The following is a 26892-nucleotide window of genomic DNA, read 5'->3' as shown; positions in this document are numbered from 1 at the left end:
CGCTGGCGCAGCGGCAGTCACCCAGGCAGCGGGTCCTTACGGCGTGTTGGCTACGCGCTCCGCGTCTTCCAGAACCCGAAGCGTGCTCAGGCCGAGCACCTTTCGCACGTCGGTCTCGGACATCCCGCCGCGCAAGAGGCCATAGGTGACCCACGGCAGCCGCGTCACGTCGCCCAGCCCATCGGGCAGGCGGGGCACGCCGTCGAAGTCCGAGCCCAGGCCGACGTGGTCAGCGCCGATGACTTGGACCGCGTGCTCGATGTGGGCCACCACGTCGTCCAGGGTCGGCTCGGGGATCTTGCGCGCCTGCTGCTCCTCGCGCACGGCGGTCCACAGCTTGGCGCCGTCGCCGCCGTAGGTGCGCTCCAGCCTCTGGCGCGCGGCTTCCATGACCTCGGGCGTGAGGCGGCGGTTGACGACCGGGTTGTAGTAGTTGATCATCACGACCCCGCCAGAGGCCGCGATGGCGCGCATCTGGTCGTCCGAGAGGTTGCGCGGGTTGTCCACGAGCGCGCGGGCCGACGAGTGGCTCGCGATGACGGGCGCGGTGCTGACGCGCAGCACGTCGTCCAGGGTGGCGTCGCTCACGTGCGACACGTCCACGAGCACGCCCATCCGGTTCATCTCGCGGACCATCTCCTCGCCCAGTTCGCTCAGGCCGTCGTGGATCGGGCGGTCCTGGGAGGAGTCGGCGAGCTTGTTCGAGTTGGTGTGTGTGAGCGTGACGTAGCGCACGCCTGCGGCTGCGAGGTCGCGCAGCACGTCCACGCTGCCCGCGAGCGCGTGGCCGCCTTCCAGGCCGAGCAGCACCACCTTGTCGCCTCTGGCGGTGACGCGGCGCACGTCGGCGGCCGTCCGTGCGATCTCGACGCCAGAGGCGGCCGTGATCTGGCGCTCGATCTCCGCGACCATGTCGGTCGCTCGCCGAGTGGCGTTCTCGCCCTCGCCGAGGTCGCGGCTGACCCAGATGGCGAAAAACGGGGCGTCGAGCCCGCCCTCGATCATGCGCGGCAGGTCGACGTGCGCGCTCCCGCCTCTGGCGCGGTGCCGGCTCGCAAAGCGGTAGCGCCGCAGCAGCATCTCCGTCGGCGTGTCGATGTGGCCGTCCATGATCAGCGCGTCGTAGTGGATGCGGAGCGCGTCCTCCCACAGCGGGTCCTCGGCGATAAGCCGCGCGACGGTCGCGGAGTCCATCTGGACCGTTCCGCCGGTCGAAAACAGCGTGTCAGCGCCAGAGGCGGCGGTGTCGCCGGAGGCGTCGGGCATAGGGGCGGGGGCGTCGGCGCCGCAGGCCGCGGTGGCGACGGCGAGCGCCAGAGGCACAGCGAGAAGGAGGCGGGACACGACGATGGGTCGGTGGCGCCAAAGGTAGAACGGCCTCTGGCGCGGTGTGGCCTCCAAACGCCGCCACGGCCGAGTCCAGCGTGCGGCCTGGGCGCGCCGCGAATCGCCGGCTCCTCGTGCGACGGCCCTACGCGCCGCGTCTAGAGCCGTGCGTACCAGGCCTCTGGCGCCAGAGGCCCGGCCGTCACAGGCTCAGGCCTCGATGGTCCATGTCTGGCCTGCGCGCAAGAGGTCGTCCAGGCTCACGTCGCCCTGGTCGGCGACGACGGCCTCGATCTGCGCGTTGAGAAGCGCGTCGTACGTCGGCCGGTCCTCCTGGTAGAGCACGCCGAAGGGGCGCGGCATCTCGGCATCCCAGAAGGTCTGCTGCGCGACGAGGAGGGCGAGCGCCTTGTCTGTGCTGTCGTACACCACGCAGTCGTCCGCGCTCCATTCGCCAGAGGCCAAGTCGGCCACCTTCAGGTGGATGCCATCGAGGCGGAGGCCTCTGGCGCCCCCGGCGAACAGGAGCGGCTTGCCGTCCTCCACGAACAGCGCGCGCTCGGGCTTGCTCTCCTTCTCGGTGAAGTCGAAAAAGGCGCCGTCGTTAAAGATGTTGCAGTTCTGGTAGATCTCGACGAGCGACGTGCCGGTGTGGCCATGCGCGGCCTTGAGGACCGTCTGCATGTGCTTCGGGTCGCGGTCCAGCGTGCGGGCCACGAACGAGGCGTCGGCGCCGAGCGCGAACTGCACCGGGTTCACCGGATGGTCCAGCGAGCCGTACGGCGTGGACTTCGTCACCTTACCGACCTCGCTCGTCGGCGAGTACTGGCCCTTGGTGAGGCCGTAGATCTGGTTGTTGAACAAGAGCACCTGGCAGTCCAGGTTGCGCCGCAAGAGGTGCAGGATGTGGTTGCCGCCGATGCTCAGCGCGTCGCCGTCGCCCGTCACGACCCACACGTCGAGTTCGGGGCGCGTCGCCTTGAGGCCTGTGGCCACGCTCGGCGCGCGGCCGTGGATGGTGTGGAAGCCGTACGTGTCCATGTAGTACGGGAAGCGGCTGGAGCAGCCGATGCCCGAGATGAACACCACGTTCTCTTTGTTCTCGGCCAGATCGGGCAGCACGCGCTGGACCGCCGCGAGAACCGCGTAGTCGCCGCAACCGGGGCACCAGCGCACGTCGGCGCCGCTGACGAAGTCCTTCCGCGTGAGGACCGGCAGGTCGCCGCCACCGTCGCCACCGGGGACGAGCCGGCCGCCGGGCGGAAGGCCCGGGCGCTTGGCGCCGGGCGGGCGTGCCGGAGGCCGCACCGGCTTGGGCGGCATCTTCGGGCCTCTGGCGGGAGGCCCGGCAGGCTTAGCGCCCGAAGGGCCCTTCGGCTTCGCGGGGCCGACCGCAGACGTGGCCGCGCCAGAGGCGGGCACGTCGCCGTCATCGGAGTGCGCCTCTGGCGCGTCGGACTGAATCGGCGGGAGCGCGGGCTGGTCGCCGACGCGCGGCGACTCCGGCGCCTGGACGGGCTTGCGCGTGCCCGCAGGCTCGGGCGTGTCGGGGCGCGCGCCTTCCATGCCGCGGGGCTCGGGGGCGTCGCCGCCGGGCTGGATGGAGTCGGGCTGACGGTCTTCGGTGTTCTCGCTCATGTCGGGGTGGGTGTGCATCTGCGCCAGAGGCCTCGGTAGGTGCCCCTCGCGCATCACGCAATACGCTTTACGCGACGGCCTCTGGCGTCTCGGACGTGGCAAGCTCCACGACGGCCGCGCCGATCTCGCGGGCGCTGAACGGGAGGCCCTGGATCTTGGCGAGGCTCACGGCATCGAGCAGGTAACGCTCGCGCAAGAGGCGGATGAGTTGGCCGTGGTTGAGCTCCGGCACGAGGACGCGGCGGTACTTCGCGAACGTCTCGGGGAGCGCGGGCGGCATCGGGTTGAGCCACCGGAGGTGGAGGTGGCCCGCCGTCACGCCCTGCTCGCGGGCACGCTCTACGCCGGCCTTCACGGCGCCATAGGTGGAGCCCCAGGCCACGACGAGCACGTCGCCCTCCTGGTCGCCTTCGACCTCGACGGGCGCGAGCTCGGCGGCGAGCCGCTCCAGCTTCTCGGCGCGCGTGTCGGTCATGTGCTGGTGGTTTTCCGGGTCGTAGCTCACGCCGCCGGTGAGGGCGTCTTTCTCCAGCCCGCCGATGCGGTGCTCCAGGCCCTTCGTGCCCGGCCGCGCCCACGGACGCGCAAGCGTCGCCTCGTCGCGCGCATAGGGGAGGAGGGCGCCATTTTCGTCCTTCGGTGCCGTATCGCCTTCTGCGAACGTCACGTCGAAGTCCGCGAGGCCGCTGGCCTCGGGGATGCGCCAGGGCTCCGACCCGTTGCCGAGGTAGCCATCGGAGAGCACGATGACGGGCGTCATAAAGCGCGCGGCGACGCGGCAGGCGTTGTAGGCCACCTCGAAGCAGTCGCCCGGGGTGCGGGCGGCCAGGACAGGCGTCGGCGCTTCGCCGTTGCGGCCGTAGACGGCCATCATGAGGTCGCTCTGCTCGGTCTTGGTTGGCATCCCGGTGCTCGGGCCGGCGCGCTGCACGTCGATGATGACGAGCGGCAACTCGGTCATCGTCGCGAGCCCCATGAACTCAGACTTGAGCGCCATACCGGGGCCGGATGTCGCCGTTACGCCCAGGTTGCCGCCAAACGCCGCGCCGATCGCGGCGCCGATCGCGGCGATCTCGTCCTCGGCCTGAAACGTCTTCACGCCAGAGGCCTTGTAGCGCGAAAGCGCGTGGAGCAGATCGCTCGCGGGCGTGATGGGGTAGGTGGCGTAGAAGATGCCGAGCCCGCTCTTCTGGCCTGCGGCCGTGAGGCCGAGTGCGAGGGCGTCGTTGCCCTTGATCGCGCGGTACGTCCCGGGCGCGAGCTCAGCGGGCGCGACCTCGTAGCGGTTGGCGAAGGCCTCGGTGATGTCGCCGTAGTGGACGCCTTTTTCGAGCGCCGTGAGGTTGGCGTCGCGGATCTCGGGGACCTTGGCAAACTTCTTCCGCACCCACTCGCGCGCGGGGTCGATGGGCCGCGTGTACATCCACAGCGCGAGGCCGAGGGCGAACATGTTTTTGCAGCGGTCGACCTCCTTGAGCGAGAGGTCCGTATCGGCCAGAGCCTCTCGCGTGAGCCTCGTCAGCTCCACCTCGAACAGCTGGTAGCCGTCGAGCGACCCGTTTTCGAGCGGGTTCTCGTCGAGCCCCGCCAGCTTGAGGTCGCGCGCCTCGAAGCTGCTCGTGTTGACGAGCACGGCCCCGCCCTCGCGCACGCGGTGCAGGTTGACGTGCAGCGCCGCCGGGTTCATCGCCACCAGCAGGTCCACTTCGTCGCCGGGCGTGTGGATGTCGCCGGAGCCGAAGTGGAGCTGGAAGCCACTCACGCCGTAGAGCGTGCCTGCGGGGGCGCGGATCTCGGCGGGGAAGTCGGGGAGCGTCGCGAGGTCGTTGCGGGCGAGCGCGGTGGCGAGCGTGAACTGGCTGCCGGTGAGCTGCATTCCATCGCCGGAGTCGCCGGCGAAGAGGATGGTGACCTCGGGGACCTGAACGGTGGTCGTCGTGCTAGACATGCGGAGTGCGGGATCTGCGCCGGGTACGCGGCGCCTCTGGCGCGGATTCGCAAGGTCGGCACCGCCAGAGGCCGGTTCGGGCCTTTCGCGGGGAATCCTCGCCTCTGGCGTCAGGGACGAGAGCCTTCTGGGGGTTAGTCTCGTCTTCTAGAGACACACCGAACTGTATGGACACCATCCGACTTGACGTAGAGAATGTCCGCTGGCTGGAAGGCATTGACTCAACTCACGACCTCTGCGCTCATGGAGATGTAGTGTTCGATCTTGATGGCCGCTCTGCGTGGGCGACCGGCTCGGACGACCTCTGCGTCAGCGCTGCAGCCATGAACCTGCTGAGGACGCTAGAGCAGGACCATCCGAAAGAGGATCCGGTCACGGATGATCTCTTTCCTCACTGCGGCCACATGTGGTGGCTATCGGAAGACCACGGCTTGGTGAACATCGCTGGCTGCTCGGCTGGGAAGGATGCGCTTGTATTCCACCGAGGCAAGAACGTTGTGATCCAAACACCTGCAGGCGGGACAGCCGAGATCTTGAGGACAGAATGGGTCGGTCATGTTTGCGCGTTCGCAGATAAGGTCGAGGCGCTCTATCAACGGTCCGATCCGAAGGAGCCCGACGCCGACGATGCGGCGTGGTACGAGTTGTTCTGGCCTGAATGGCGAGCTCGGCGCGCACGCGCTCAGGAGGAATAGCACGGCGCCCTCTGGCGTCAGAGGGCCACTGTCTCTCAACCTTGTCATCCCGACAGAGCGGAGCGACGAGGGTTTTAGCCTGTCACCAAAGGGCTGCGCAGCGTCCGACGCCACACTGCAAGTAGTGCGCTCTGGACGGTAACTGAAGCGGTCCTCGCCTCTGGCGCCAGAGGCCTCTGGCGGAACACCGCCCGCCGCCAGAGGCTAGGCAACGGCGTAAACATCCCCGCACCGCACATGGACCGCTACAGCACCCTCGCCCAACTCTACATCGGCGGCGAATGGCGCGCCGCCGCCTCTGGCGAGACGGCCCCGGCCACCGACCCGTTTACCGACGAGACGCTTCTCGACGTCGCCCAGGCGACCAAAGACGACGTGGACGCCGCCTACCGCGCCGCCGAGGCCGCGCAGGCCGAGTGGATGGAGATGCTGCCCACGAAGCGGCAGGCCATCCTCGCCAAGGCCGCCGAGGTCATTGAGCAGCGCCGCGAGGAGATCACCGACTGGCTCGTCAAGGAGTCCGGCAGCACGAAGCTCAAGGCAGGTTTCGAGATCAGCAACGCGATCGGCATCACGCAAGAGGCCGCGACCTTCCCGCTCCGCATGGAAGGCGAGCTGTACCCCTCCGTCACGCCCGGCAAGGAGAACCGCGTGTACCGCCAGCCGGTCGGCGTGGTGGGCGTGATCTCGCCGTGGAACTTCCCGTTTCACCTCTCGATGCGCAGCGTGGCGCCCGCGCTTGGAGCCGGCAACGCGGTCGTGCTCAAGCCGGCGTCCAACACGGCCGTGACGGGCGGGACGATCATCGGCGCCATCTTCGAGGAGGCCGGGTTGCCAGCCGGGATGCTCAACGTGCTGCCCGGCTCGGGCAGCGAGATCGGCGACGCCATCGTGACTCACCCGGTCCCGCGCGTGATCTCGTTTACGGGCTCCACCAAGGTGGGGAAGGGCATCGCGGAGCAGGCCGGCAAGCACCTCAAGCGCGTCGAGCTGGAGCTGGGCGGCAACAACATCATGCTCGTCCTGGACGACGCCGACGTGGAGCAGGCCGCTCGCGCCGCCGCGTTCGGCAAGTTTCTCCACCAGGGCCAGATCTGCATCGCGCTCAACCGCATCGCCGTGCACGCCTCCCTCGCGGACGCCTTTACCGAGGCGTTCCTGGGCACTGTCCGCGCCCTCCAGGCCGGCGACCCGTCCGACGGCCAGACGTTTGTCGGCCCCATCATCGACGACGACCAACTGGAGTCCATCCTTGACATCCTGAAGCGGACGAAAGAGGCCGGCGCGACGGTTGCGCTCGGCGGCGGCCATGAGGGCCGCGTGATCGAGCCTACAGTCCTCACGGGCGTGACGCAGGACATGTCCGCCGCGTCCGAGGAGATCTTCGGGCCTCTGGCGCCGATCCTGACGTTCGAGAGCGACGAGGAGGCGCTGGAGATCGCCAACGCGACCGACTACGGCCTCTCAGGGTCGGTCTTCACCGGCAACACCGAGCGCGGCCTGCGCCTCGCGCGGCGCGTCAAGACCGGCATGATCCACGTCAACGACATGTCCGTCAACGACGAGCCGCACGTCGCCTTTGGCGGCATGGGCGCCAGCGGCCTCGGGCGCTTTGGCGGGAAGTGGGCGCTGGACGCCTTCTCGACTGTGCAGTGGGTCTCCATCCAGCACCAGCCGCGCACGTACCGCTTCTCGGCGAAGTAGCGCCTCTGGCGCCAGAGGCCACCCCGCCTCTGGCGCCCACGGCTCATGGACCGTTCCCTCTCCGGCCGCTACCGTTTCGCCGACGTGGACTGGTCCGCCGTGCCCGATTCTCCGGGCGCGTATGTCATCTACGACGGCGACGAGGCGATCTACATCGGCATGGCAGGGCGAAACGGGAAGGGCAGCCTGCGGCGGCGCCTGAAAGACCACGCCAGCGGCCAGATCGTCAACATGTTCGCGCAGTACCTCTTTCTAGACCGCGCGCAGTTCGCGTACGAGGCCGAGCATGGCGAGCGCATCCGGCACCCGCGCGTGGCCAAGCGAGCGTGCCGGAGTTACATCGACGCGCGGTGCTCGTTCGCCTGGGTGGTCACGCGCGACGGGGCGGAGGCCCGCACTCTGGAAGCCGACCTGCGGCGCTCGCTCCTGCCTGCGCTCAACCCGCTCTAGCCTCTGGCGCCAGAGGCTCGGCCTCAGCGCGCGAGCACGAAAGGCGCGGTCGAGACGCCACTCGTTGACTCTACGCGGACGGTGTAGGCGCCCGGAGGTAGCGCGCGGAGGTCCAGCGTCGCCTCGCCCGCTGCCACGCGCTCGGTGAGCACGCGGCGGCCTCGCGCGTCGAGGACCGTCAGCGTCGCCGGGGCCGGGTCCGCGACCTGCACGCGGAGGTGACTGCGGGCTGGGTTGGGCCCGAGCGTGAGCGCCGGCCCGGCCTCTGGCGTCTCCTCTGCCGCATCCACGACCACGAACGAGAACGCGCGCGCCTCCAGGCTCGTCCGCTCGCTACGCCCGTCGTTCGCGACGACCGCCCACGAGAAAGGACCGGGAAACAAGTCGTTCTGGGGGACGGTGAACGATGTCTCGGTCGTCGAATAGGTCAGGGCCGTTCCCCCATCGTGCTCGATCAGGAGCGAGTACGTCACCGGCCCCTCGTCGGCGGAGGGCGCCCACGAAAAGGTGGCCGGCTCGGTGCTGGCGAGTTCGGCGCTAGAGGCGGGCGCGATCAGCGCGAAGGCCTCTGGCGCGTCGTTGCGCCCCTCGCCTTCGACGATGGTGATGCGCTGGTTGGCCGTCACGCCCGTCACCACGTCGACCTGCCCGCTGGGCCAGCGGACGGTCACGTTGGCCGTTGTCTCGGTCCCGAGCCCGACGTGCGCTTCGAGCGCGTGGCTCTGCGCCATGAACCCGTCGCCCCCGGTGATCTCGCGCACCTGCGTCCGCCCGCCAGAGGCCACCTCGACTCGCGCGCCGATCCCCTCGGTGTTGGAGGCGAGGCCGCGCAGGCGCACGCCGAGCCATGCGTTGGTGCCGCCACCGTTGCGGAGGAGAACGGGGAGGTTGGACTGCTCGCCCACGAGGTCGACCCACCCGTCCCCGTCGACGTCGCCCGCGCCGATAAAGATAGTCTCCACGCTCCCCAGGCCCGAGCCGGGCGTGACATCCTCGAACTGCCCTCCGGTGTTGCGCCAGAGCCGCCAGGGTTGAGCGGCGCCGGTGCCGCTGCGGCGGTTGGCCACGGCAAGGTCGGTCCAGCCGTCGTTGTCGAAGTCGGCTGCGACGGCACTCCAACTGTTCTCGCCCGTAGGGCCTGCCACGCCAGCGTCGCCCGCTACATCGGTAAAAGTGCCGTCCTGGTTGTTACGGAAGAGTCCGTTGGCGCCGTCGGAGGTTTGCCCGTCGACGTCGATGGGCATGTTGGCGACGAACAGGTCGAGCCAGCCATCGCCGTCGTAATCCAGCCACGCCATGCCCCAACTCGCACGCGGGTCGTCCGTCTGCGTGCTCGCTCCCACTTCGGTGTAGCGAGAGGCGCCTCGGAGGTAGAGCAGGTTATGAGCCGGGAGAGGCGCGCAAAGCCCCACGGCCACGTCGAGGTCTCCGTCCCGATCGAAGTCGGCCGCGGCCATGCCATAGGTGCCGCCTTCCGTCCCGGGAAGTACGCTTGCACTGAGGTCGTCAAACGTGCCGCCGATCCTCTGGCGCAGCAGCACGTCCGGCGGGCCGTCGTTGCCGATGAGAAGGTCGAGCCTGCCGTCGCGGTCGTCGTCGAGGAGGACGGAGCCCTGGATGAGGTTGAACCGGGGCGTCTCCAGACCTGTCCCCGCCAGAGGCTCCAGCGCGCCTCTGGCGCGGTTCCACCGCGCGGGGCGGACGCGGTAGGCGCCGAGCACAGCCACCTCGCGGGCGCCGTCGCCGCTCCAATCCGCGACGAGGACTCCGAGCGCCAACTGGTCATCGAGAACGGACACCTCCCATCCCCCATCGGTCTGACGCGCCACGGACTGGCCGGACAAGACGTCGGTGCGGCCATCGCCGTCGATGTCGACGATCGCGGGCGCGAGCCCGCCTACAAGATCGGGCGGCAGGGTGACGGCCGTGAACGTCTGCGCGCCAGAGGTCGCCGGCAGAAAGAGGAGGCCGAGGAGGACGCGGCGAAGCATGGGCGGTGGGGGCGAAGACTGCGAAGTAACGGATCCGTCCCTTTCACTATGGGGCAAAGCCAGACGCCCATGTCCTCCTCTGACGGTGCCAGATCCGCCAGATGTTTAGCCGCGGCGGCGCCAGTCCTCGTAATCCTCGTCGTCGTCCTCCTCTCCAAAGGATCCGAGGCCAGAGAGGACGGAGCCCATCATATCGGAATACCCGGTCCCGCCGTCGGCGAGGTCCTTGCCGAGGAGGGAGCGCTGGTGCAAGGAGTCCAGCGCGAGCTCCATCATGCTGGCCTTCTCGGCAGGCGTGGCCGAGGTCGTGTGCTTGCTGACAAGTGCCGCGAGGCCATCCACGGAATCGAGGACGCGCGCGTAGGCGTCGAACGGCATCTCGGGTCCGATCTCGATGCCGTTCCCCTTCGCGAACCACGCGAGTACGTCGGCATAGGCCTTCCGGCCCTCGGCTTTGTCGGCGGGGTCGGGGAGGTAGCGGGGGAGGGTCGCCGCCACGGCGCGGCCGATCAGGGCGCGCGCGACGCCTTGCGCGCCTTCCTGCTCGCCTTCATAGACGAGTTCGACCTTGCCGGTCACGGCGGGCTCGATGGACATCAGGTCCGTCGCACGGAGCGTGGTTTCGGTCTCGCCGTTGAGGATCGCGCGGCGCTCGGCCGCGCTCACCAAGTCCTCCAGAGCCGCGCGGGTCAGGCGAGCGCTCACGCCGGATTTCTGGTCCACGTACTCGCTCTCGCGCGCCTCGAAGGCGACCTGCTCCACGATCTCGCGGAAGATGTGGGGGACGCGAACGGTCACGCCGCCAGAGGCCGCGCGGTCCTGCCACGCTTCCTGGCGCGTGATCTCGATGCCGATCTCCAGATCGCGCGGGTAGTGCGTCAGGATCTGGCTGTCGATGCGGTCCTTGAGCGGCGTGATGATGCTGCCGCGGTTGGTGTAATCCTCGGGGTTGGCAGTGAACACCATCATGAGGTCCAGCGGGAGCCGCACGTTGAAGCCGCGGATCTGCACGTCCTGCTCCTCCATCACGTTGAGCAGTCCCACCTGGATGCGCGGCTGCAAATCCGGGAGCTCGTTGATGGCGAAGATGCCGCGGTGCGTGCGCGGGATGATGCCAAAGTGGATCACCTCCTCGTCCGCGTAGGTGAGCTGCTGCGTGGCCGCCTTGATGGGGTCGATGTCGCCGATGAGGTCGGCGATGGAGGTGTCCGGCGTGGCCAGCTTTTCGCCGTAGCGCTCGCTGCGGTGCAGCCACCCGACGGGCGCCTCGTCGCCTCTGGCGGCCACGAGGTCGCGGCCGAACTTGGAGACCGGCGCCAGAGGATCGTCGTGGATCTCGGAGCCTTCCAAGACCGGCACCCACTCGTCGAGAAGGGTGGGGAGCAGGCGCACCAAGCGGCTCTTGGCCTGGCCGCGGAGGCCGAGCAGGATGAAATCGTGCTTGCCAAGGATCGCGTTTTGCACCTGCGGGATGACCGTCCGGTCAAAGCCGAGGATGCCGGGGAAGACCTCCTCGCCGGACTGCAGCTTGGCGATAAGGTTGGCCCGCACTTCGTCCTTGACGGAACGGGGCGCGTAGCCGCTGGCGCGGAGCGCGCCGAGGGTGGAGATCTGAGGTGCGTCGGCCATGTCGTGCGTGTGCGGCGCCTGCCGCGGTCGTCGCCTCTAACGGGCGTCGTCAGAGGGGCGTGGTCCACGCGATGCGGGGGGCGCTGTTCCGCAGAGACATGATCTCCGCACGGCTTCCAAGGTGCCGCGCGGGCTCCAGCGGATGCCTCCAGGCGGAGAACGTTCTAGCGCCTGTGGCGGCACGAGAGATTCGGGCCTCTGGCGCCAGAGGCAGGGTTCGCCAGCGCGGTCGCCACCCGGTCAACCGAAGGCGTCGGCGCCACTCACGCTGGGGGTGCGGTCCATCCACAGCCAGCCCTCGCGGCCATCGGCGAGGCGGACGTGGGCCCACCACTGGTACTCGGCGGGGCGAAGCGTCCGGAGCGCGGGGCCTTCGCCGCCGGGGCCGTTCATGTCCACATCCACGCCGGAGAAGCCGAGGACGCCGTTTGCCCACACGCGGGAGCTGCCCTCGCCCTCGGGATCTAGCACGAGAAGCGTGTCGCCCGCGGCGACAGGCTGCTCTCCACCAGACGCGAGGTAAATCACGGCATCGCGCTCCACCAGAATCTGCCCGAGGCGGGTGACGAGCGCGAAGCCGCGGTCGGCTTCTATCTCCGTCCCGGCGGGGACCGTAAACGCGCGGCTCGTGGTGTCTCCGGCGGCGGTGTACACCGCCGTCTCGCCAGAGGCCGTCCACGTGCCGTACATGCAGCCCTCGAACGGGCAGGCGCCGTCCACGCGCACGGGCGCCGTGAGGCGGGCGGAAGTGCTGTCGTCCGCGGAGATCGTGCTCGCCTCCATCGCAGGCGCGGCCTCTGGCGTGACCTCGGCGGGAGCGGGGGAGGCCTCCGGCTCGGGTGCGTCGGGTGCGGGTTCGCAGGCGGCGAGTGCCAGAACGAGGGCGAGGGCGGAGAGTCGTGGCATGGCAGACGGGGAGCAGGTAGGCGCCAAGTCTAGCGCCGCTTTACCGAACTGCCGATACCTCGCTCGAATCTCGGTTCGTCACGCCAGAGGCCTCTAGCGGCTGGGGCGCCCACCGGTACAGGAGAACGCGCGCGTCGGCGCGCTGGAAGAGGCCGCGGTCGCGCTTCATCAGCAGCGCGATCTCGACCGCGCCAGAGGCGGTCTGCCGGACGGCGAGATCGGCGGGGTAGACGTCCAGCACCTGTTGCTTCCCTTCGGCGCTGAGGGGGACCGCGCCCTGGAGCACGCGCACGAGCTGGCCGCGGCGGTCGTACACGTCGATGCGGACGCGCTCACTCCGCACGTTGAGCACGTACAGCCTCTCGCCCAGCGCGGCGGCCGCGGGCGAGAGCAGCGGCGGCTCGTCGACCTCGCCGGTCATGAACTGGTAGCTGCGCACGAGCTGCGGCGAGTCGAAGCCGGCAAACGCGAGCGTGTCGAGCGCGCCGGCGCCAGAGGCCTCTGGCGTGAGCACGTCGGCGACTGGCCGGTAGCCGGACAGCGCGAGAACGGAGTCGCCCCAGGGGCGGACAAAGCCCCAGGCGCGCCATGGCTGAGCAAACGTGAAGCGCCCGGTCTCGTCGCCGCTTGCGCTGAGGGACACGAGCGCGGGAGATACTTCGCTCGGCCCACCGCCCACGCGCACGATGGTACGCGTGCGGTCCACGAACGCCGCCGTAGCGCCCTCGGGGACGGGCACGCTCCGCGCCACGCCAGAGGCCGTCACCCACTCCAGCGCCGGTACGCCGCGCGAGAGCACCACGACGGTATCGCCGACGACGCCCGCGAGGTAGGGGTACCGCTCCTCGCCCACGCTCCATACCGGCCCCCGCTCGCCGCTGGCGCTGACGGTGTGGACGGCACCGTTCTTCGTTTCCACCACTGCCAGGCGCGCGCCAGAGGCGGAGTCCGGCTGGATCCACGCGATGTTGGACGGCACCTCGGCCACCTCGCCCATCGGCAGCGACCACACTTCCACGAGTGAGTCTACGGGCACTGCCGAAGCGAGCCCAGCCGCGGCGGAATCGGCGGGCGCGAGCGCGCGCGTGTTCTGGCGTCCGCTGCCGGGCAGGCAGGCGGTCAGCGCGAGCAACGGGACGAGAGCGAGGGCCGCGAGAACGCGCCGGCTACGGCGCCAGAGGCGATTGGTCGGGCGGGAAGGCTGGGTCATCCGCTCGCGCCGAGGGTCAGGTTGACGTTTTGCTCGCGCCCATCGCGCACGATGCCGAGCGTGACGGTGTCGCCCGCGCGGTTGTCGATAAGGCGATCCTGGATATAGCCGCGTGGATTGCGTACCTCGCCGATGGTCTCGCCCGCGATGCGCACGATGATGTCGTACGGGCGGAGGCCGGCGCGGTCGGCCGGGCTGTCCGGGTCCACGCTCGCCACGATGAGGCCTCTGGCGTCGTTGAGCCCGAGCGCCTGCACGATGCGCGCGTTGATGGGCTGCACGTTGAGGCCGGAGTAGAACGAGCGGTTCACCACGCCAGAGGTCCGGAGCTCCTCCACCACGCGCTCGATGCGCCACGCCGGGACGGCGAAGCCGATGCCGACCGAGCCGCCCGTGCGCGAGAAGATGAAGGTGTTCATGCCCAGCACGCGGCCCGTCGCGTCCACGAGCGGCCCGCCGGAGTTGCCGGAGTTGATGGCCGCGTCGGTCTGGATCATGTCGCGGAACGTGCGGCCCTCCTGCATGGGGAAGTCGCGGCCCACGGCACTCACCACGCCAACGGTCACGCTGGGCTCGGCGGCCTCGAACAGACCGAACGGGTTGCCCAGCGCGATGGCCCACTCACCCACGATGGCGTCCTCGCGATTCTCGAAGTCGAGAAACGGCAGGTCCTCCTCTGGCGTGACTTTGATCAGCGCGATGTCGGTCTCCGGGTCACTGCCGATCAGTTGCGCGTCCATCGTCTTCCCGTCGGGGAAGGCGACCGTGATCTTGGTGGCGTTGCCCGCCACGTGATCGTTGGTCACGATGTAGCCGTCTGGCGAGATCACGAAGCCGGAGCCCAGTCCCTGCACCTGCTGCTGGTACACCTGGTCCGGCACGCGTCCGAAAAAGCCCGCAAACGGGTCGCGGACGCGCACCTGCCGCACCTCGATCACGTTGACCGAGACGACCGCCGGCGACGCCGCCTCCACGGCGCGCGTGATCGCGGTCCGCCGGCCGGAGTCGATCTCGACGTTGGTGCGTTCGAGCGCGTCGGCGACTTCGCCTAGGGGCGCGTCTACGCTTTGGGGCTGCTGGGACTGCGCGGAACGGTCGCAGCCGATCAGCACGAGGAGAAGGAAAAAGGCAGTCAGGCGCATGGGTGCGGGAAGAGAAGACCGGAGCCGGGACCTACGGAGCGTCGCCCGGGCTGTTTCCAACCGGCGCAACGGAGCAGGCCTCTCGCGGCGTGTGCAGTCTACCCGACCGGCGGGCTTTCGGCCGTGGCCTTCCGGGGAATGAGGGATGAGGGATGAGGGATGAGGGATGAGGAGGAGCGCCGGCTGATTTGTTCCGCCAGAGGCCCCGTTCGCCATCCGCCTCTGGCGCCGCCTCCGTTCGCCCGTAGGGGCGCGTCGCATACGCCCAGCGCTCAGGACGGCTTCGAGTCACGCCAGAGGCCTCTGGCGGTCGAACCGGTCCTCACCCTGTCTCTCTCCCGAGGGAAGGGGACCTCGCAGGTAAGCCTCAGGAATCCTCTGGCGCCAGAGGCGAGCGCGGGACAGCTTTACCCAGTACCCAGTACCCAGTACCCAGTACCCAGTACCCAGTACCCGCTCCGCGCCAGAGGCGGGTGCATCTTGCGCGTGCCACCGCCGTTCTCCGCCCATGCCGTCTCGCCGCTTTGCCCGCGCCTCGTTCGTGGGCGCCCTCGTCTGGTGTGTGTTGTTGTGGGTGCCTCTGGCGCCAGGGGCCGGCGTGTTCGACCTCGTGTCAAGGCTGGTGCTGCTGGCCGTGCTCGTCGCCGTGCCCATGCTGCTGGAGAGCACGTGCGACCTGTGGGACAATGATTCCCTCGCGATGCGGCTGGCCTCGCGCTCGGTTCTCGCGGCCTCGTTGCTCGGTGCGGCAGCGTTTCTCGCGCCGACCGGGATGCGCGCGGGCGTGCTCACGCTGGGCTGGGCCGCGTTTTCTCTTTTGGTTGCGGCCGAGGGCGCGCGCCGGCTTCTCGCGATGCGGCGCGAGGGCCTCTGGCGCGCCGAAGAGGTCGTGCTCGCGCTCGGTCTCGTGGCGTTGCCCGGCGGTGCGGCATGGCTCACGATGTCGCGGTGGGGGATCGATCCGGGACCGTACGGGCCGCTCGTGGTGCTTCTCACCGCCATCCACTTCCACTACGCCGCCGTGATCGCGCCCCTTTGGGCGGGGTTTTTAGGGCGCGAGATCCGCCAGAGGTGGACAGGCGCTCACCTCGCATATACGGTTCTCGCGAGCGCTGTTCTGGCAGGGACACCGCTCGTCGCGCTCGGCATCGCGCTGTCGCGGACGCCAGCAGGCGGCACGGCCGCGGAAACGCTGGGCGTGCTCCTGCTCACCGTCGGCGCCATCGGGCTTGGCGCGCTCGCCCTGGGCCTCGCGCCTCGCATGGACGACCGCTGGGGCGGCGTGTTCGTGGGCGTCTCCGGCGGCTCGCTTCTCCTCGCGATGGTTCTGGCCCTCTGGTTCCACCTCGGCGATGGGCTCGGCATCGGAGCGCCGGACGTGGAGTGGATGGTGCCGCGCCACGGCTGGCTCAACGGCATCGGGTTCGCACTGTGGGGCGCGTTGGGTTGGCGCCGGCTGAAGCCACGTGCTGTGCCGCCAGAAGCCTTAGCGCCAGAGGCCCGTCGGCCGGAGGTCAACGCGTGAACGGACGCGGTCTGCACAGCCTCGGGCTCTGGAAAACCCGAACGCCGCTCTATCTTGAAGGACACACGCCCGCACACATATGACCATGCGCCACCTCGTACTGGCCGCGTTCGCCCTCCTGTTCGCCTCTGGCGGCTCGCTCGGCCTCACCGGCGCCAGCGCTCAGCCGGACGCGTTTTTCCCACCGGTCCCGCAACTGCCGGCGAACGTGAACAACGTCGCCCCGGAGGGCTTCGGCGCGGGCGGAGGGCTTGAGCCTCTGGCGCGGTGGCCGTACGGCTACGCTCGCTCGGTCGCGTTTACGAGCAGCGGCGTTGGCGTGACGATGCAGGGGAGCGTGCTCCAGACCCTAGACCTCTCCACGTCGGGGCAGGTGTCCGTAGTCGGCGAGTTGGTGTTCCCGGGCGTTATCAGCGACATGGCGACGCAGGGCGACATGGTATACCTCATGCTGACGCACTTCTTGAACACCGAAACCGGGCTGTTCATCGTGGACCTCTCGGACCCCGCGGCCCCGGTGCGCCGCGGATCGGTGACGGGCCTCGCGGCCACATCTGTCCTGGTGCAGGATGACTACGCATACGTCGGGACGTACAACACGGCAGAGGGGCCCAGCCTCTCGCTCCGCGTGATCTCGGTCGCGGACGCGGACGCCCCCGTTCAGGTGGGAGCGGTGGAGACTCCTTCCTTCCCGGAGGATATCGCGATCCGCGGCGGCTACGCCTACCTCGCGCTCAACGACGCCGGACTCGGCATCGTGGACGTTTCGGCGCCAGAGGGCCCGGCTTTGGGCAACACGTCGGTTACGGCGTACGTGGGTGCCGTGGGGATCAGCGACGCGGGGACGCTCGCGGTTGGGCAGCGCAACTCCGCCGGGCGCGGGTTGGTGAAGCTGTACAGCCTGGACAACCCCGATGTCCCGGTAGAGCTCGGCACGGTGACGCTCAGCAGCCGGGCGGACCCGCTGGACCTTCTCTGGTCTGGCAACCAGATTCTCGTGGCAGGCCTTTTTGGTGGGGTCCAGTTCGTGAACGCGAGCGATCCCGCGGCCCCCGTATACGTCCGCCGAAGGGAGACGAGCACCGCGTTCAGCGCCAGCGGCGCCAACCGGGTCGCCGTGCAGGGCAACACATTTCTCGTCTCGGACTTCTATAGTGGCATCCATCAGGGGAGCGTGTCCGGGCAGAATCTGCGCGGCTTCCTGCAAGGCGGTGGCCTGGCGCAAGACCTCGTTGTAGATGACGAGACAGACATCATTTACTCCGCGCAAGCGGGCTCCGGGGTGATGGCGCTGGAGCGCGTGGTGCCGGTGGGCGGCGGTCCAGAGCGGCTAGAGCCGTTCATGAACCGGGCGCACACGTCGCAGTGGAACTACACGACCGACGTCGCGCTGCAACTCAACCACCTGTACGCCGCCGATGGCTTCGCAGGCATCTGGGCGATCGACAAGACGACGATGACGACCACGGCGAACGTGCTCCGCAACACGCCGATTCGGACCGTGTCTGTTACGGAAGACGGGAAGTTCCTTCTCGCGCTCGATGACGCGCAGACCGTGTACGTCCTGTCGCTTGACAATCCGGCATCGCCGGTCCAGATCGCGACCATCACGCCGCCGGCGGGCGCGGCAGACGTGGGCGGAACCGGCCCGGTGGTCTGGGTCTCCGACGTGAACGACACCCGGCTCCGCCTGTACGACATGAGCACGCCCTCGGCACCGCAGGCGCTCTCCAGCCTCGACCTCCGCGGCTCTCGCTTCCGCCTCGCGCGTGCCGGCGACCGCCTGTATACGAACGGCGCTGGCGGCTTCATCACCGTTGTCGACGTCTCGGACCCTGCCGCCGCATCCGTAAAGGGCGCGTTCGACGTAGCGGGCTCCAACCAGGTGCCTCTGGCGGGTCTGGGCGACGTGCTCGTCGTGGCGGGCAACGGCGTCTATTCGTACAACGTGGCCAACGTGCCGTCCACGCCCCCCTTCCCACGCTTCACGCCGACCTCCTCCTCCCAGCAGATCGGCGACGTGGTCACGGGCGTGGAGTTTGTCCAGCCGGGCGTGGTGGCGCTCTCGGTAGGCCACGCGGGCGTCTCCACGTTTTCCGCTCCCCTGCCGACCTCTGGCGAGTCGCCCGCGGCTCTGGCGGGGGAGCTGAGCTTGAGCGTCTCTCCGAACCCCTCGCGCGGGACGATGACCGTCGGCGTCACGCTCGCAGCGCCAGAGGCCGTGGAGGTGGCTGTTTTCGACGTGCTCGGCCGCCGCGTCCGCACGCTGGCGACGGGCCTCGCCGGGACCTCGCCAGAGGCGATCGCCTGGGACGGCCGCAGCGACGCTGGAGCGCCTCTGGCGTCGGGCGTGTACGTGGTCCGTGCGCAGTCGGCCTCGGGCGCTGTGGCGACGGCCCGCATCACCATCGTGCGCTGAGCCGCGGTGCTCGCCAGAGGCCTCGGGCGAGCTGTGCGTAGGGGCGGCGAGTCCGTTAGAGGCCGACGCGCCAGAGGCGAGATACAGCCTCTGGCGGTATCGTGCCGTTTCACAGAGCCCCACCCATGTCGCTGACCGTTCTCGCCCTGTTGATCGCCGCGGGCGCGCTGGGCGGGTTCGTGGCCGGGCTGGTAGGCGTTGGCGGGGGCATCATCTTCGGCCCCGTCCTGTTCTTCGTACTTCAGGGCATCGGCATTGAGGACCCTGTCTTGACGCCGCTGACGCTGGGCTCCAGCCTGTTCTGCACGCTCGCAGCGAGCGCCAGCGGCGCCGTCGCGCAGAACAAGGCAGGCGCTGTGGACTGGCGGACGGCGCTGACGACGGGCGCGATCGCCGCCGTTGCCGTTGTGCTGATGACGCTGCTGGTGACCACGCAGCCGTGGTACTCCAAGCGCGTGTTCCAGATCGTGCTCGGCGTGGTGCTCTTGGTGGTAGTGGCGCGGATGCTGACGAAGAAGAGCCACGGGGGCGGCGCGATCACGGCCTCTGGCGCGCGGCGGAGCTGGAGCGCGCTGATCGGGACGGGCGCCGCGGCGGGCGCGCTCTCCAGCGCGGCGGGCGTGGGCGGAGGCGTGGTCCTCGTGCCTGCGTTCAATGGGCCCTTGCGGCTTCCGCTCAAGGCCGCCGCAGGGACCTCGACCGCCGCCATCGTGCTGATCACCGCCGTGGGCGTGGCGATGTACGCGGTTCGGGGATTGGCCGCGCCCGTGCCCTCTGGCGCCGTCGGCTACGTCCACGTGCCGTACGCGCTCGCGCTCGCGCTGCCCGCGATGGTGACGGCCCGGTTTGGCGTTTCGACGGCGCACCGCGTCAACGTGAAGTGGGTGCGGTGGGCGTTCGGGCTGTTCGCAGGGATCGTGGCCGTGCGCCTGCTGTGGAATGCGTTCGTCTGAGGCCTCTGGCGGAGACGACGCAGCGACCCGCGCCAGAGGCGTGAAAGGTGCGCTGCAAGAGCTCAGGCGCCAGCCGCACCTCGCGGCGGTGGCGGCGCTCTCGGCGCTCTGGCTGCCCGTTATGCCGGTCTACCTCGCGGCGACGTTCTACCGCTTCGCGCTGGCCGAGCCGTGGCACTTCCTGGTGGACTACAGCTGGTTCCACGAGGCCGCGCTGCGCTTTTTCAGCGACCCGCTCACGCTCTACGCCGACGCGGAATACTTCTACCCGCCGCCCGCCGTGCTCGCCTTCTGGCCGACGACGTGGGTCTCGGGCGTGGCGGGCTACATCGCCAGTGGGCCGCTGATCTTCGGGGGGCTCGCCGCCGCGTTTGCGTGGGCGCTGCGGCTGTGGGAGCGCGAGACGGGCTCGCGCCTGGACCGGGCGACACGCATCGCGCTCCTCATCACCGGCCTCGCGTCCGCCCCCGTCTTTCAGAACCTGAAGTACGCGCAGGTCAACGTGCTCGTACTGCTCTCGGCGCTCGCGTTTCTGCACCTCTGCCAGCGCCAGAGGCCCGGTTGGGGCGCGCTCGCGCTTGCGGGCGGCTTCTGGCTCAAGGTGCTGCCTCTGGCGCTGCTCCCGCTCGGGCTCGGGCGGCTGCGCGCGAGGTCGCCAGAGGCGAGCGACTGGCGCCGCTGGCGCGGGCTCGTGGGGGGCGCGGCGGCGGGATGGCTGGCGCTGCCTCTGGCGCTGCTGCCGTGGGTGCCGTGGGCGCTCTACCGCGAGTACGCGCTGGAGCGCTTCCCCGCGTTCTCCGGCCTCACGGATCCCGGCGCACTCAGCACGTCGATCCAGGCGACGGTTACGCGTCTGGACCTTCCCATCGAGATCGTAACGGCGTCGGGGATGATGCCCGCGTCGCCAGAGGCTACGCTCGTGGCTGGCGCGGTCGGCGCGCTGGTCGTGGGCGCGGCGATCCTGAGCGTGTGGAGCGGAGGGGCAGGGATCGTGCGTGCGGGGCTTGTCGTGCTCGCGGTCCTACCGGCGGTGGTTCCGCTGGGCTGGGAGCACACGTTCGTGCTCGCGGTCCCGCTGCTGCTCGTCGCGCTCGCCGAGGCGCGCCAGAGGCCGCCTCTGGCGCGGTGGGTGGTGGCGCTGTGCGCGCTGGCGTTTTTCGCGCAGCGCCCGCCGCCGCCGATGATGGCGAGCCTGATCGAGACGCTCCCGCGCGCGTGCATCGACCTCTACCTCGCGAGGCTGTGGATGGCCGTGCTCGTGCTCGTCGGGCTCGGCCTCTGGCGCCGTACACTGAGGCCTTCTCTCGCCACCTCCTGATGATTCGTCTCGCCGCTCTCGCCCTCTTGCTGCCTCTGGCGGCGTGCGGGGCTGAGGAGGATCCCGATCTCGTGCTCGAAGGCGCCGACCCCGTGCAGGCCGACGGCGACCTCGCGCCCGACGCAACGCTCGCGCCAGAGGCCGAACAAGCGCCGAGCTCCGACCTCGCGCCCGAGGCGGAACTGGAGCCCGACGCCGTGATCGAATGAGCCCCGGCTGCGCACGGCAACCGGGGCTCACAGCGGCGTTCCAACGGGGACGCTGCAAAAAGCGGGGGGAACGCTTAGTCGTTCGCGTTCTCGACCATGAACGTCACCTTGCAGTGGACGCGGAAGCGACCGCCGGTCTCGTCGGCCTCTCCGGGCTCGTAGAGGAAGTCCTGTACGTAGACGCTCTTGACGTTGCGGACGGTCTGGGCGACCTCTGCGTATGCGTTCTTGACGGCGTCGTCGAAGCTGGTCTGGGACGAGGACGAGACCTCGATGATTTTGGCGAGTGCCATGTCGGATAGGGGAATGGAGATAGAGGGAAGCGAGCGTACGCCGCCAGAGGCGGGCGAGGTCCGACGCGGTCTGGGCAAAGCGTTTTTCGCGTGGCTCCTGGCACACGGAGGGGGGACGGACCGGCGCCTCTACGGCGCTCGCAAGAGGCTGCTTCTGGGCGGCCTCTCGGGGACGGTCGTCGAGATCGGCGCGGGCGCCGGGCCAAACGCGGAGTACCTCGGCGCAGAAGCCGGAGCCTCTGGCGTGCGCTGGATCGCCGTGGAGCCCAACGTGCACTTCCACCCACGCCTGCGGAGGGCCGCTGGCGCCAGAGGCCTGGACCTGGAGATCGTCGGCGGCGTGGCGGAGCGGCTGCCTCTGGCGGACGCGAGCGCAGACGCCGTGGTGAGCACGCTCGTGCTCTGCTCCGTGGACAGCGTGGCGGGCGTTCTCGCGGAGGTCCAGCGTGTGCTCAAGCCCGGCGGGCGGTTCGTGTTTATCGAGCACGTCGCGGCGCCAGAGGCCTCGGTACTCCGGCGCTGGCAAAGGCGCCTGCGGCGCCCGTGGGGCGCGCTCGCTGACGGCTGCCGCCCGGATCAGGACACCCTCGCGATGATCGATCGGGCCGGCTTCGCGCGCGTCGACGCCGAGCGGTTCCACCTCCGCGCCGGGCTCGTCGCGCCGCACGTCGCGGGCGTGGCGGTGCGGTAGAACGCCGCGGTAGCGCCTCTGGCGCCAGAGGCGGATTCGGTGTCCGGCCGACAGCGGGCCTCTGGCGAAACGGCTATCCTCCGCGCGATCACGACGCGGACCCGACCGTCTGCCCCCTACACCGCCACTCCCCACATGGAAGCCACCGCCACCGTCCACGCCCAGGTCCGCGAGTACTACGGCGAGACGCTGAAAACGTCCGACGACCTGCTCACCACCGCCTGCTGCTCTGACGAGGCCGTCCCCGAGCACCACAAGCCGATCCTCTCGCTCCTGCCCGATGAGGTGCTGAGCAAGTTCTACGGCTGCGGCTCGCCCATCCCGGGCGCGCTCACCGGCCAGACGATCCTCGACCTCGGCTGCGGGACCGGCCGTGACGCGTTCGTCGCCGCCGCGCTCGCCGGGCCCGAGGGCCGCGTGATCGGCATCGACATGACCGAGGCGCAGATCGACGTGGCGCGCCGCCACCAAGCCGCCGTCGCCGAGTCGCTCGGGTTCGACGCGCCCACGACTGACTTCCGCCTCGGCATCATCGAGGACCTCGCGGCCTCTGGCGTCGAGGACGAGAGCGTGGACGTGGTGATCTCCAACTGCGTGCTCAACCTCGCGAGCGAGAAGGAACAGGTCTTCCGCGAGATCACGCGCGTGCTCAAGCCTGGCGGCGAGCTCTACTTCTCGGACGTGTTCGTGGACCGGCGCCTCTCGCCAGAGGCCCAGGCCGACCCCATCCTCGTCGGCGAGTGCTTGGGCGGCGCGATGTACGGCGAGGACTTCCGCCGCATGATGGCCGCCCTCGGCTGGGCCGACGTGCGGACGGTCAGCGAGCGCCCGCTGGAGGTCGAGGACCCCGCGCTCCGCGACATGCTGGGCAACGCGGTGTTCACCTCGCGCACGGTCCGCGCCTTTAAGCTGCCCGACCTCATCGAGGACCAGTGCGAGGACTACGGCCAGGTCGCGATCTACAAGGGCGGCATCGAGGGCCAGCGCCACGCGTTCACGCTCGACGACCACCACGTCTTCGAGGCCGGCCGCCCGATGCTCGTCTGCGGCAACTCCGCCGCGATGGTGCAGAACACCCGCTTCGGCGCCTACTTCGACGTGCTCGGCGACCGCAGCACGCACTTCGGCCTCTTCGACTGCGCCCCGGCTCCGGCCTCTGGCGACGGCGCCCCGATGGGAAGCTGCTGCTGACGTGGCTCCGCCAGAGGCCTCTGGCGCGGGCTACCCGCGTTCGCCAGAGGCCTCGCCGGGGGTGGGGTGCTCGGCCGCATCGACCGTCACGCCCTCGTACAGGTCGTCCAGGCTGAGCGTCGCGCCGACGGAGACGAATTCGACGCTGTCGGCGTCCGGCTCCACGACGAGCCAGCCTCTGGCGTCGCGCCGGAACACGTCGACGGCGCGCTCCTTCTGCGAGATCAGCACGTACTCCACCAGCGACGGGATCTCGCGGTACAGCCGGAACTTGGCGCCCCGGTCGTAGGACTCGGTCGAGTCCGAGAGCACCTCGATGATGAGGACGGGGTTTGTCAGCGTGGTCTCGCGGTCGGTCTCAAACTCGGGCTCGCCGCAGATCGCTGAGAGGTCCGGGTACGTGTACAGGCCGTTGGCGCGGACGAGAACGCGCATGTCGCTGGAGAGCACCTGGCAACCCGATCCGCGCAGCGCGTTACGTAGCTCGCCGGTTGCGTTCGCCGTCAGCTGCGAGTGCCGGAACGAGCCGCCGGCCATCGCGAACACCTCGCCGCGGTAGAACTCGTGGCGCTCCAGTTGCGCCTCCTCCCAGTCGAGGTAGGCCTCTGGCGTCGTGGGGAGAAGGGAAGTCGCGGGGAGAGCCATCGGTCGGGGCGGATGCGTGCCTAAGTCTACGGCGCGCGCCAGAGGCATCGCGCCAGAGGCTCACCCGCCAGAGGCCTCTGGCGCGTCGCGGCCGTTCATCGCGAAGTAGGCCGGGACGGCGAGCGCGGCCCCGGCGCTCGTGGCGACGAGGTAGACCCACAGCCCGGACAGCGCGCCCTCCTGCCCGAAGACGAGGTTGACGAGCGCGGGTCCGAGCGCGACGGCCGGGTTAAAGGCGCCGCCCGAGATGGGCCCCGCCGCGTAGGCCCCGCCCATCACGATAAAGCCGATGGCGATGCCGTAGTGGCCGTTGCCCTCCAGCGTCGGCGCCGTCGCCACGTTGAGGATGACGAGCGCGAGCGCGAAGGTGAACAGGAACTCCAGGAGCGCAAACGAGCCCAGACCCGTGCCCACGCCCGGCGAGACGACCAGAAACTGATCCGTCACGCCGTGGACCGCCAGCGACGCCAGGACGGACGCCCCCACCTGCGCCGCGATGTACGGCGCGATGCCTCTGGCGGGAAACGTGCCGCGCAGCCAGAAGGCGAGCGTGATCGCCGGGTTGTAGTGCGCCTTCGAGACGTGCCCGCCCATGTAGATCATCGCGATCAGCGACGCCGCAATCGCGATGGGCGCGAAGTCGGTCCCGATCAGGACCGTGAGCCCGATCGTGAGCACGAGGAAAAACGTCCCGATGAACTCGGTGACCAGCTGGGCTTTCATGGGCGGCGCGAGGGCAAGCACCAAGCTAGACCCGGCCTCTTGCGCCAGAGGCGACGGCGCTGGTTACGCGCCAGGGGCGGGCGTCCCGGCGAGCACCTGCGCCACGTCCTCGCGGCCCATCCCGCGCGCGATGTCGAGCGCCGTCCGCCCCTGCGGATCGGTCAGCGCGGCATCGGCGCCGTGGTCGAGGAGGAGCTGCACAAAGGCGGGCGTGCCCATCATCGCGGCCGTCATGAGGACCGTCGCGCCCGAGCCGTTGCGCGCGTTGGGGTCGGCGCCAGAGGCAAGGAGCTGCCGCGCGCGGTCGGGGTAGCCTTTGAACGCCATGCCCATCAGCGGCGTGTTGCCTGCCGGGTCCGCCCCGTCGGGGTCGGCGCCTCTGGCGAGGAGCAGCGTCGTCGTCGGCTCCTGGTCGCTGTACGCCGCGATCATGAGCAGCGAGTAGCCTCTGGCGTCGCGGAGGTCGGGGTCGAGGCCGGCGTCGAGAAATACGCCGAGCACTTCGGCATCGCCGCGGCGGGCGATCTCGTGGTAGTCGACGGTGGCGGGGTCGATGGGAGCAGACATAGAGGGGATCGTAGCAAAGCGGAGCCTCTGGCGCGCTCGGCGGCGCTCGGAGCGGGCCGCCAGAGGCCGAACAAAACGGCGCCCCGGTGGACACGACCACCGGGGCGCCAGAGGCGAACCAGACGGGGCGCTAGTCGCGCTGCGCCTCGCCCTCGGGGACGGCGTCGCGGACGGCCATCGCGGCGTCGAGCGACTGCCCGTCGCCACCGGCGTTGCGGGCGGCGGTCACGGCCTCGCGGACGCGGCGGCCGTACTCCTCGTCCACGTTGTCGAAGTGGCCGAGCTGGCGGTCGATGATCTCCTGGCGCGTCACGCCCGCCATCGCGCCGGCGAGCGACTGCACCAGGCGCTCCTTGGCGTCCTCGTCCATGAGGTGGTAGAGCGCCGCGGCCTGCGAGAAGTCGTCGTGATCCTCGCGGGAGTTGTAGCGCTCCACGGTCACGTCACCCAGGTGCCACGCGGGCTCCGCGTAGCTCGGGTCCGGGCGCGGGGCGCCCTCCACCGAGTTGGGGTAGTAGTTCGGGTGGCCGGTGCCCTCGTCGAGCTGGCCGCCGAACTGGCCGTCGCGCATGTAGCTCCGCACCTCGGTTCTCGGGCGGTTGACGCGAAGGTCGCGGTAGTTGACGCCGATGCGGTAGAGGTGCGCGTCCTGGTAGCTCATCAGGCGGCCCTGGAGCATCTTGTCCGGGCTCGGCCCGATGCCGGGCACGAGCGAGCTCGGGTTGTACGCCGCCTGCTCCACCTCGTGGTGGTAGTTGTTGGGGTTCCGGTTGAGCTCCAGCTTGCCGACCTCGATCAGCGGGAAGTCGCCGTGCGGCCACACCTTGGTGAGGTCGAACGGGTTGTAGTCCACCTCGGCGGCCTGCTCCTGCGTCATCACCTGGATGTAGGCCGTCCACGTTGGGAAGTCGCCGTTGTCGATGGCCTCCCAGAGGTCGCGCTGGTGGCTCTCGCGGTCCTGTGCGATGAGGTCGGCGGCCTCCTCGTTGGTCAGGCACTCGATGCCCTGGTCCGTCTTGAAGTGGAACTTGACCCAGACGCGCTCGCCCTCGGCGTTGATGAGGGAGTAGGTGTGCGAGCCGTACCCGTTCATGTGGCGGTACGTCTTCGGAATCCCGCGGTCACCGAAGAGCCACGTCACCTGGTGGAGGCTTTCGGGGCAGAGGCTCCAGAAGTCCCACTGCATGTCGGCATCGCGCAGGTTGGTGTGCGGGTGCCGCTTCTGCGAGTGGATGAACATGGCGAACTTGTACGGGTCGCGCACAAAGAACACCGGCGTGTTGTTGCCGACGAGGTCCCAGTTGCCTTCCTCGGTGTAGAACTTGACCGCGAAGCCGCGCGGGTCGCGCTCGGCATCCGCCGCGCCGCGCTCACCGGCGACCGTCGAGAACCGGATCGAGAGCTCGGTCTCCTTGCCGACCTCGGAGAACATCGCGGCGCGCGTGTACTTCGAGATGTCGTTCGTGACGGTAAACGTGCCGTAGGCGCCGGAGCCCTTGGCGTGGACCACGCGCTCGGGCACGCGCTCGCGGTTGAACCGCTGCATCTGCTCCTGCAGAACCACGTCCTGCATCAGGAGCGGGCCGCGCGGGCCTGCCGTCAGGGAGTTCTCCTGATCGGCGATGGGCGCACCGTCCGCAGTGGTGAGGAGGGGGCCGTTTTTCTTGGTGGGCTCGGTCGCCATATAGAGAGGGTTCGGAATGGGGAGGGGATCTCAGG

At 69.6% G+C, this 26892-nt stretch carries 23 protein-coding genes; 10 read left to right on the top strand and 13 right to left on the bottom strand.

Going from position 1 to position 26892, the window contains the following annotated elements; genetic code table 11:
• Positions 1 to 36: 36 nt before the first annotated feature.
• From BSZ36_RS14245 to BSZ36_RS14235, 3 genes are all read right to left on the bottom strand, one after another.
• A complete protein-coding gene (locus tag BSZ36_RS14245) occupies positions 37 to 1344 on the bottom strand; it encodes a dipeptidase (protein WP_218827677.1) in 1308 nt (435 codons plus the stop codon).
• Positions 1345 to 1536: 192 nt separating this feature from the next.
• Complete coding sequence (locus BSZ36_RS14240; RefSeq protein WP_094551337.1) at positions 1537 to 2649, bottom strand: 2-oxoacid:ferredoxin oxidoreductase subunit beta; 1113 nt, start codon at positions 2647 to 2649, stop codon at positions 1537 to 1539.
• A 382-nt stretch (positions 2650 to 3031) separates the two neighbouring features.
• Positions 3032 to 4912, bottom strand: a complete 1881-nt coding sequence (locus BSZ36_RS14235) for a 2-oxoacid:acceptor oxidoreductase subunit alpha (protein ID WP_094550107.1) — start codon at positions 4910 to 4912, stop codon at positions 3032 to 3034.
• A 167-nt stretch (positions 4913 to 5079) separates the two neighbouring features.
• Here BSZ36_RS14235 and BSZ36_RS14230 point away from each other — a divergent pair, with 167 nt between their 5' ends.
• The 3 genes from BSZ36_RS14230 to BSZ36_RS14220 all read left to right on the top strand — a co-directional run bounded on the left by BSZ36_RS14230 (position 5080) and on the right by BSZ36_RS14220 (position 7761).
• Entirely contained in the window at positions 5080 to 5607 is a 528-nt protein-coding gene (locus tag BSZ36_RS14230) for a hypothetical protein (protein WP_094550105.1), read from the top strand.
• 237 nt (positions 5608 to 5844) lie between these two features.
• Entirely contained in the window at positions 5845 to 7311 is a 1467-nt protein-coding gene (locus BSZ36_RS14225) for an aldehyde dehydrogenase family protein (protein WP_094550103.1), read from the top strand.
• A gap of 45 nt (positions 7312 to 7356) precedes the next feature.
• Positions 7357 to 7761, top strand: coding sequence for a GIY-YIG nuclease family protein (locus BSZ36_RS14220; RefSeq protein WP_094550101.1), 405 nt, complete (start codon positions 7357 to 7359; stop codon positions 7759 to 7761).
• 23 nt (positions 7762 to 7784) lie between these two features.
• On the opposite strand, the gene BSZ36_RS14215 is transcribed toward BSZ36_RS14220, so the two are convergent.
• The 5 genes from BSZ36_RS14215 to BSZ36_RS14195 form a co-directional block, all read right to left on the bottom strand.
• Positions 7785 to 9752, bottom strand: coding sequence for an FG-GAP-like repeat-containing protein (locus BSZ36_RS14215; RefSeq protein ID WP_094550099.1), 1968 nt, complete (start codon positions 9750 to 9752; stop codon positions 7785 to 7787).
• Positions 9753 to 9857: 105 nt separating this feature from the next.
• Complete coding sequence (locus BSZ36_RS14210) at positions 9858 to 11381, bottom strand: MoxR family ATPase (protein ID WP_094550097.1); 1524 nt, start codon at positions 11379 to 11381, stop codon at positions 9858 to 9860.
• 240 nt (positions 11382 to 11621) lie between these two features.
• Positions 11622 to 12287, bottom strand: coding sequence for a hypothetical protein (locus BSZ36_RS14205; protein ID WP_094550095.1), 666 nt, complete (start codon positions 12285 to 12287; stop codon positions 11622 to 11624).
• Positions 12288 to 12327: 40 nt separating this feature from the next.
• On the bottom strand, positions 12328 to 13497 hold the full coding sequence (locus BSZ36_RS14200; RefSeq protein ID WP_094550093.1) for a hypothetical protein: 1170 nt from the start codon (positions 13495 to 13497) through the stop codon (positions 12328 to 12330).
• Positions 13494 to 14639 (bottom strand): S1C family serine protease, encoded by a 1146-nt coding sequence (locus tag BSZ36_RS14195; RefSeq protein ID WP_094550092.1) that lies wholly within the window; start codon positions 14637 to 14639, stop codon positions 13494 to 13496. The genes BSZ36_RS14200 and BSZ36_RS14195 overlap by 4 nt, the downstream gene beginning before the upstream one ends.
• A 508-nt stretch (positions 14640 to 15147) precedes the next feature.
• Between BSZ36_RS14195 and BSZ36_RS14190 the strand changes: the two genes are divergently transcribed.
• From BSZ36_RS14190 to BSZ36_RS14170, 5 genes are all read left to right on the top strand, one after another.
• Positions 15148 to 16164 (top strand): YndJ family transporter, encoded by a 1017-nt coding sequence (locus tag BSZ36_RS14190; RefSeq protein WP_094550090.1) that lies wholly within the window; start codon positions 15148 to 15150, stop codon positions 16162 to 16164.
• 79 nt (positions 16165 to 16243) lie between these two features.
• Positions 16244 to 18583, top strand: a complete 2340-nt coding sequence (locus tag BSZ36_RS14185) for a FlgD immunoglobulin-like domain containing protein (RefSeq protein WP_094550088.1) — start codon at positions 16244 to 16246, stop codon at positions 18581 to 18583.
• 125 nt (positions 18584 to 18708) lie between these two features.
• The gene (locus BSZ36_RS14180) at positions 18709 to 19536 is read left to right on the top strand and encodes a sulfite exporter TauE/SafE family protein (protein ID WP_094550086.1); all 828 of its coding nucleotides are present in this window, start codon (positions 18709 to 18711) and stop codon (positions 19534 to 19536) included.
• Positions 19523 to 20854, top strand: coding sequence for a glycosyltransferase family 87 protein (locus tag BSZ36_RS14175; RefSeq protein ID WP_094550084.1), 1332 nt, complete (start codon positions 19523 to 19525; stop codon positions 20852 to 20854). Before BSZ36_RS14180 ends, BSZ36_RS14175 begins: the two co-directional genes overlap by 14 nt.
• On the top strand, positions 20854 to 21063 hold the full coding sequence (locus BSZ36_RS14170; RefSeq protein WP_094550082.1) for a hypothetical protein: 210 nt from the start codon (positions 20854 to 20856) through the stop codon (positions 21061 to 21063). Before BSZ36_RS14175 ends, BSZ36_RS14170 begins: the two co-directional genes overlap by 1 nt.
• A 74-nt stretch (positions 21064 to 21137) precedes the next feature.
• Here BSZ36_RS14170 and BSZ36_RS14165 read toward each other — a convergent pair whose 3' ends face one another.
• The gene (locus BSZ36_RS14165; protein ID WP_094550080.1) at positions 21138 to 21356 is read right to left on the bottom strand and encodes a dodecin family protein; all 219 of its coding nucleotides are present in this window, start codon (positions 21354 to 21356) and stop codon (positions 21138 to 21140) included.
• A gap of 13 nt (positions 21357 to 21369) precedes the next feature.
• On the opposite strand from BSZ36_RS14165, the gene BSZ36_RS14160 reads away from it, so the two are divergent.
• Positions 21370 to 22047, top strand: coding sequence for a class I SAM-dependent methyltransferase (locus BSZ36_RS14160; RefSeq protein ID WP_094550078.1), 678 nt, complete (start codon positions 21370 to 21372; stop codon positions 22045 to 22047).
• Positions 22048 to 22182: 135 nt separating this feature from the next.
• The gene (locus BSZ36_RS14155) at positions 22183 to 23238 is read left to right on the top strand and encodes a methyltransferase domain-containing protein (RefSeq protein ID WP_094550076.1); all 1056 of its coding nucleotides are present in this window, start codon (positions 22183 to 22185) and stop codon (positions 23236 to 23238) included.
• A 30-nt stretch (positions 23239 to 23268) separates the two neighbouring features.
• Here the strand turns inward: BSZ36_RS14155 and BSZ36_RS14150 are convergent, their stop codons facing one another.
• From BSZ36_RS14150 to BSZ36_RS14135, 4 genes are all read right to left on the bottom strand, one after another.
• Positions 23269 to 23883, bottom strand: coding sequence for a Uma2 family endonuclease (locus BSZ36_RS14150; RefSeq protein ID WP_094550074.1), 615 nt, complete (start codon positions 23881 to 23883; stop codon positions 23269 to 23271).
• Between the two features lie 60 nt (positions 23884 to 23943).
• Entirely contained in the window at positions 23944 to 24606 is a 663-nt protein-coding gene (locus tag BSZ36_RS14145) for an MIP/aquaporin family protein (protein ID WP_094550071.1), read from the bottom strand.
• Positions 24607 to 24669: 63 nt separating this feature from the next.
• Complete coding sequence (locus BSZ36_RS14140; protein WP_094550069.1) at positions 24670 to 25173, bottom strand: ankyrin repeat domain-containing protein; 504 nt, start codon at positions 25171 to 25173, stop codon at positions 24670 to 24672.
• Positions 25174 to 25303: 130 nt separating this feature from the next.
• Positions 25304 to 26857, bottom strand: a complete 1554-nt coding sequence (locus BSZ36_RS14135) for a catalase (protein ID WP_094550067.1) — start codon at positions 26855 to 26857, stop codon at positions 25304 to 25306.
• Between the last annotated feature and the right edge of the window lie 35 nt (positions 26858 to 26892).

It is taken from the genome of Rubricoccus marinus (assembly GCF_002257665.1).
GTDB lineage: Bacteria > Bacteroidota > Rhodothermia > Rhodothermales > Rubricoccaceae > Rubricoccus > Rubricoccus marinus.
Note: the sequence above shows the minus strand (reverse complement) of the source record. Positions and strands in the feature narration are given on the sequence as shown.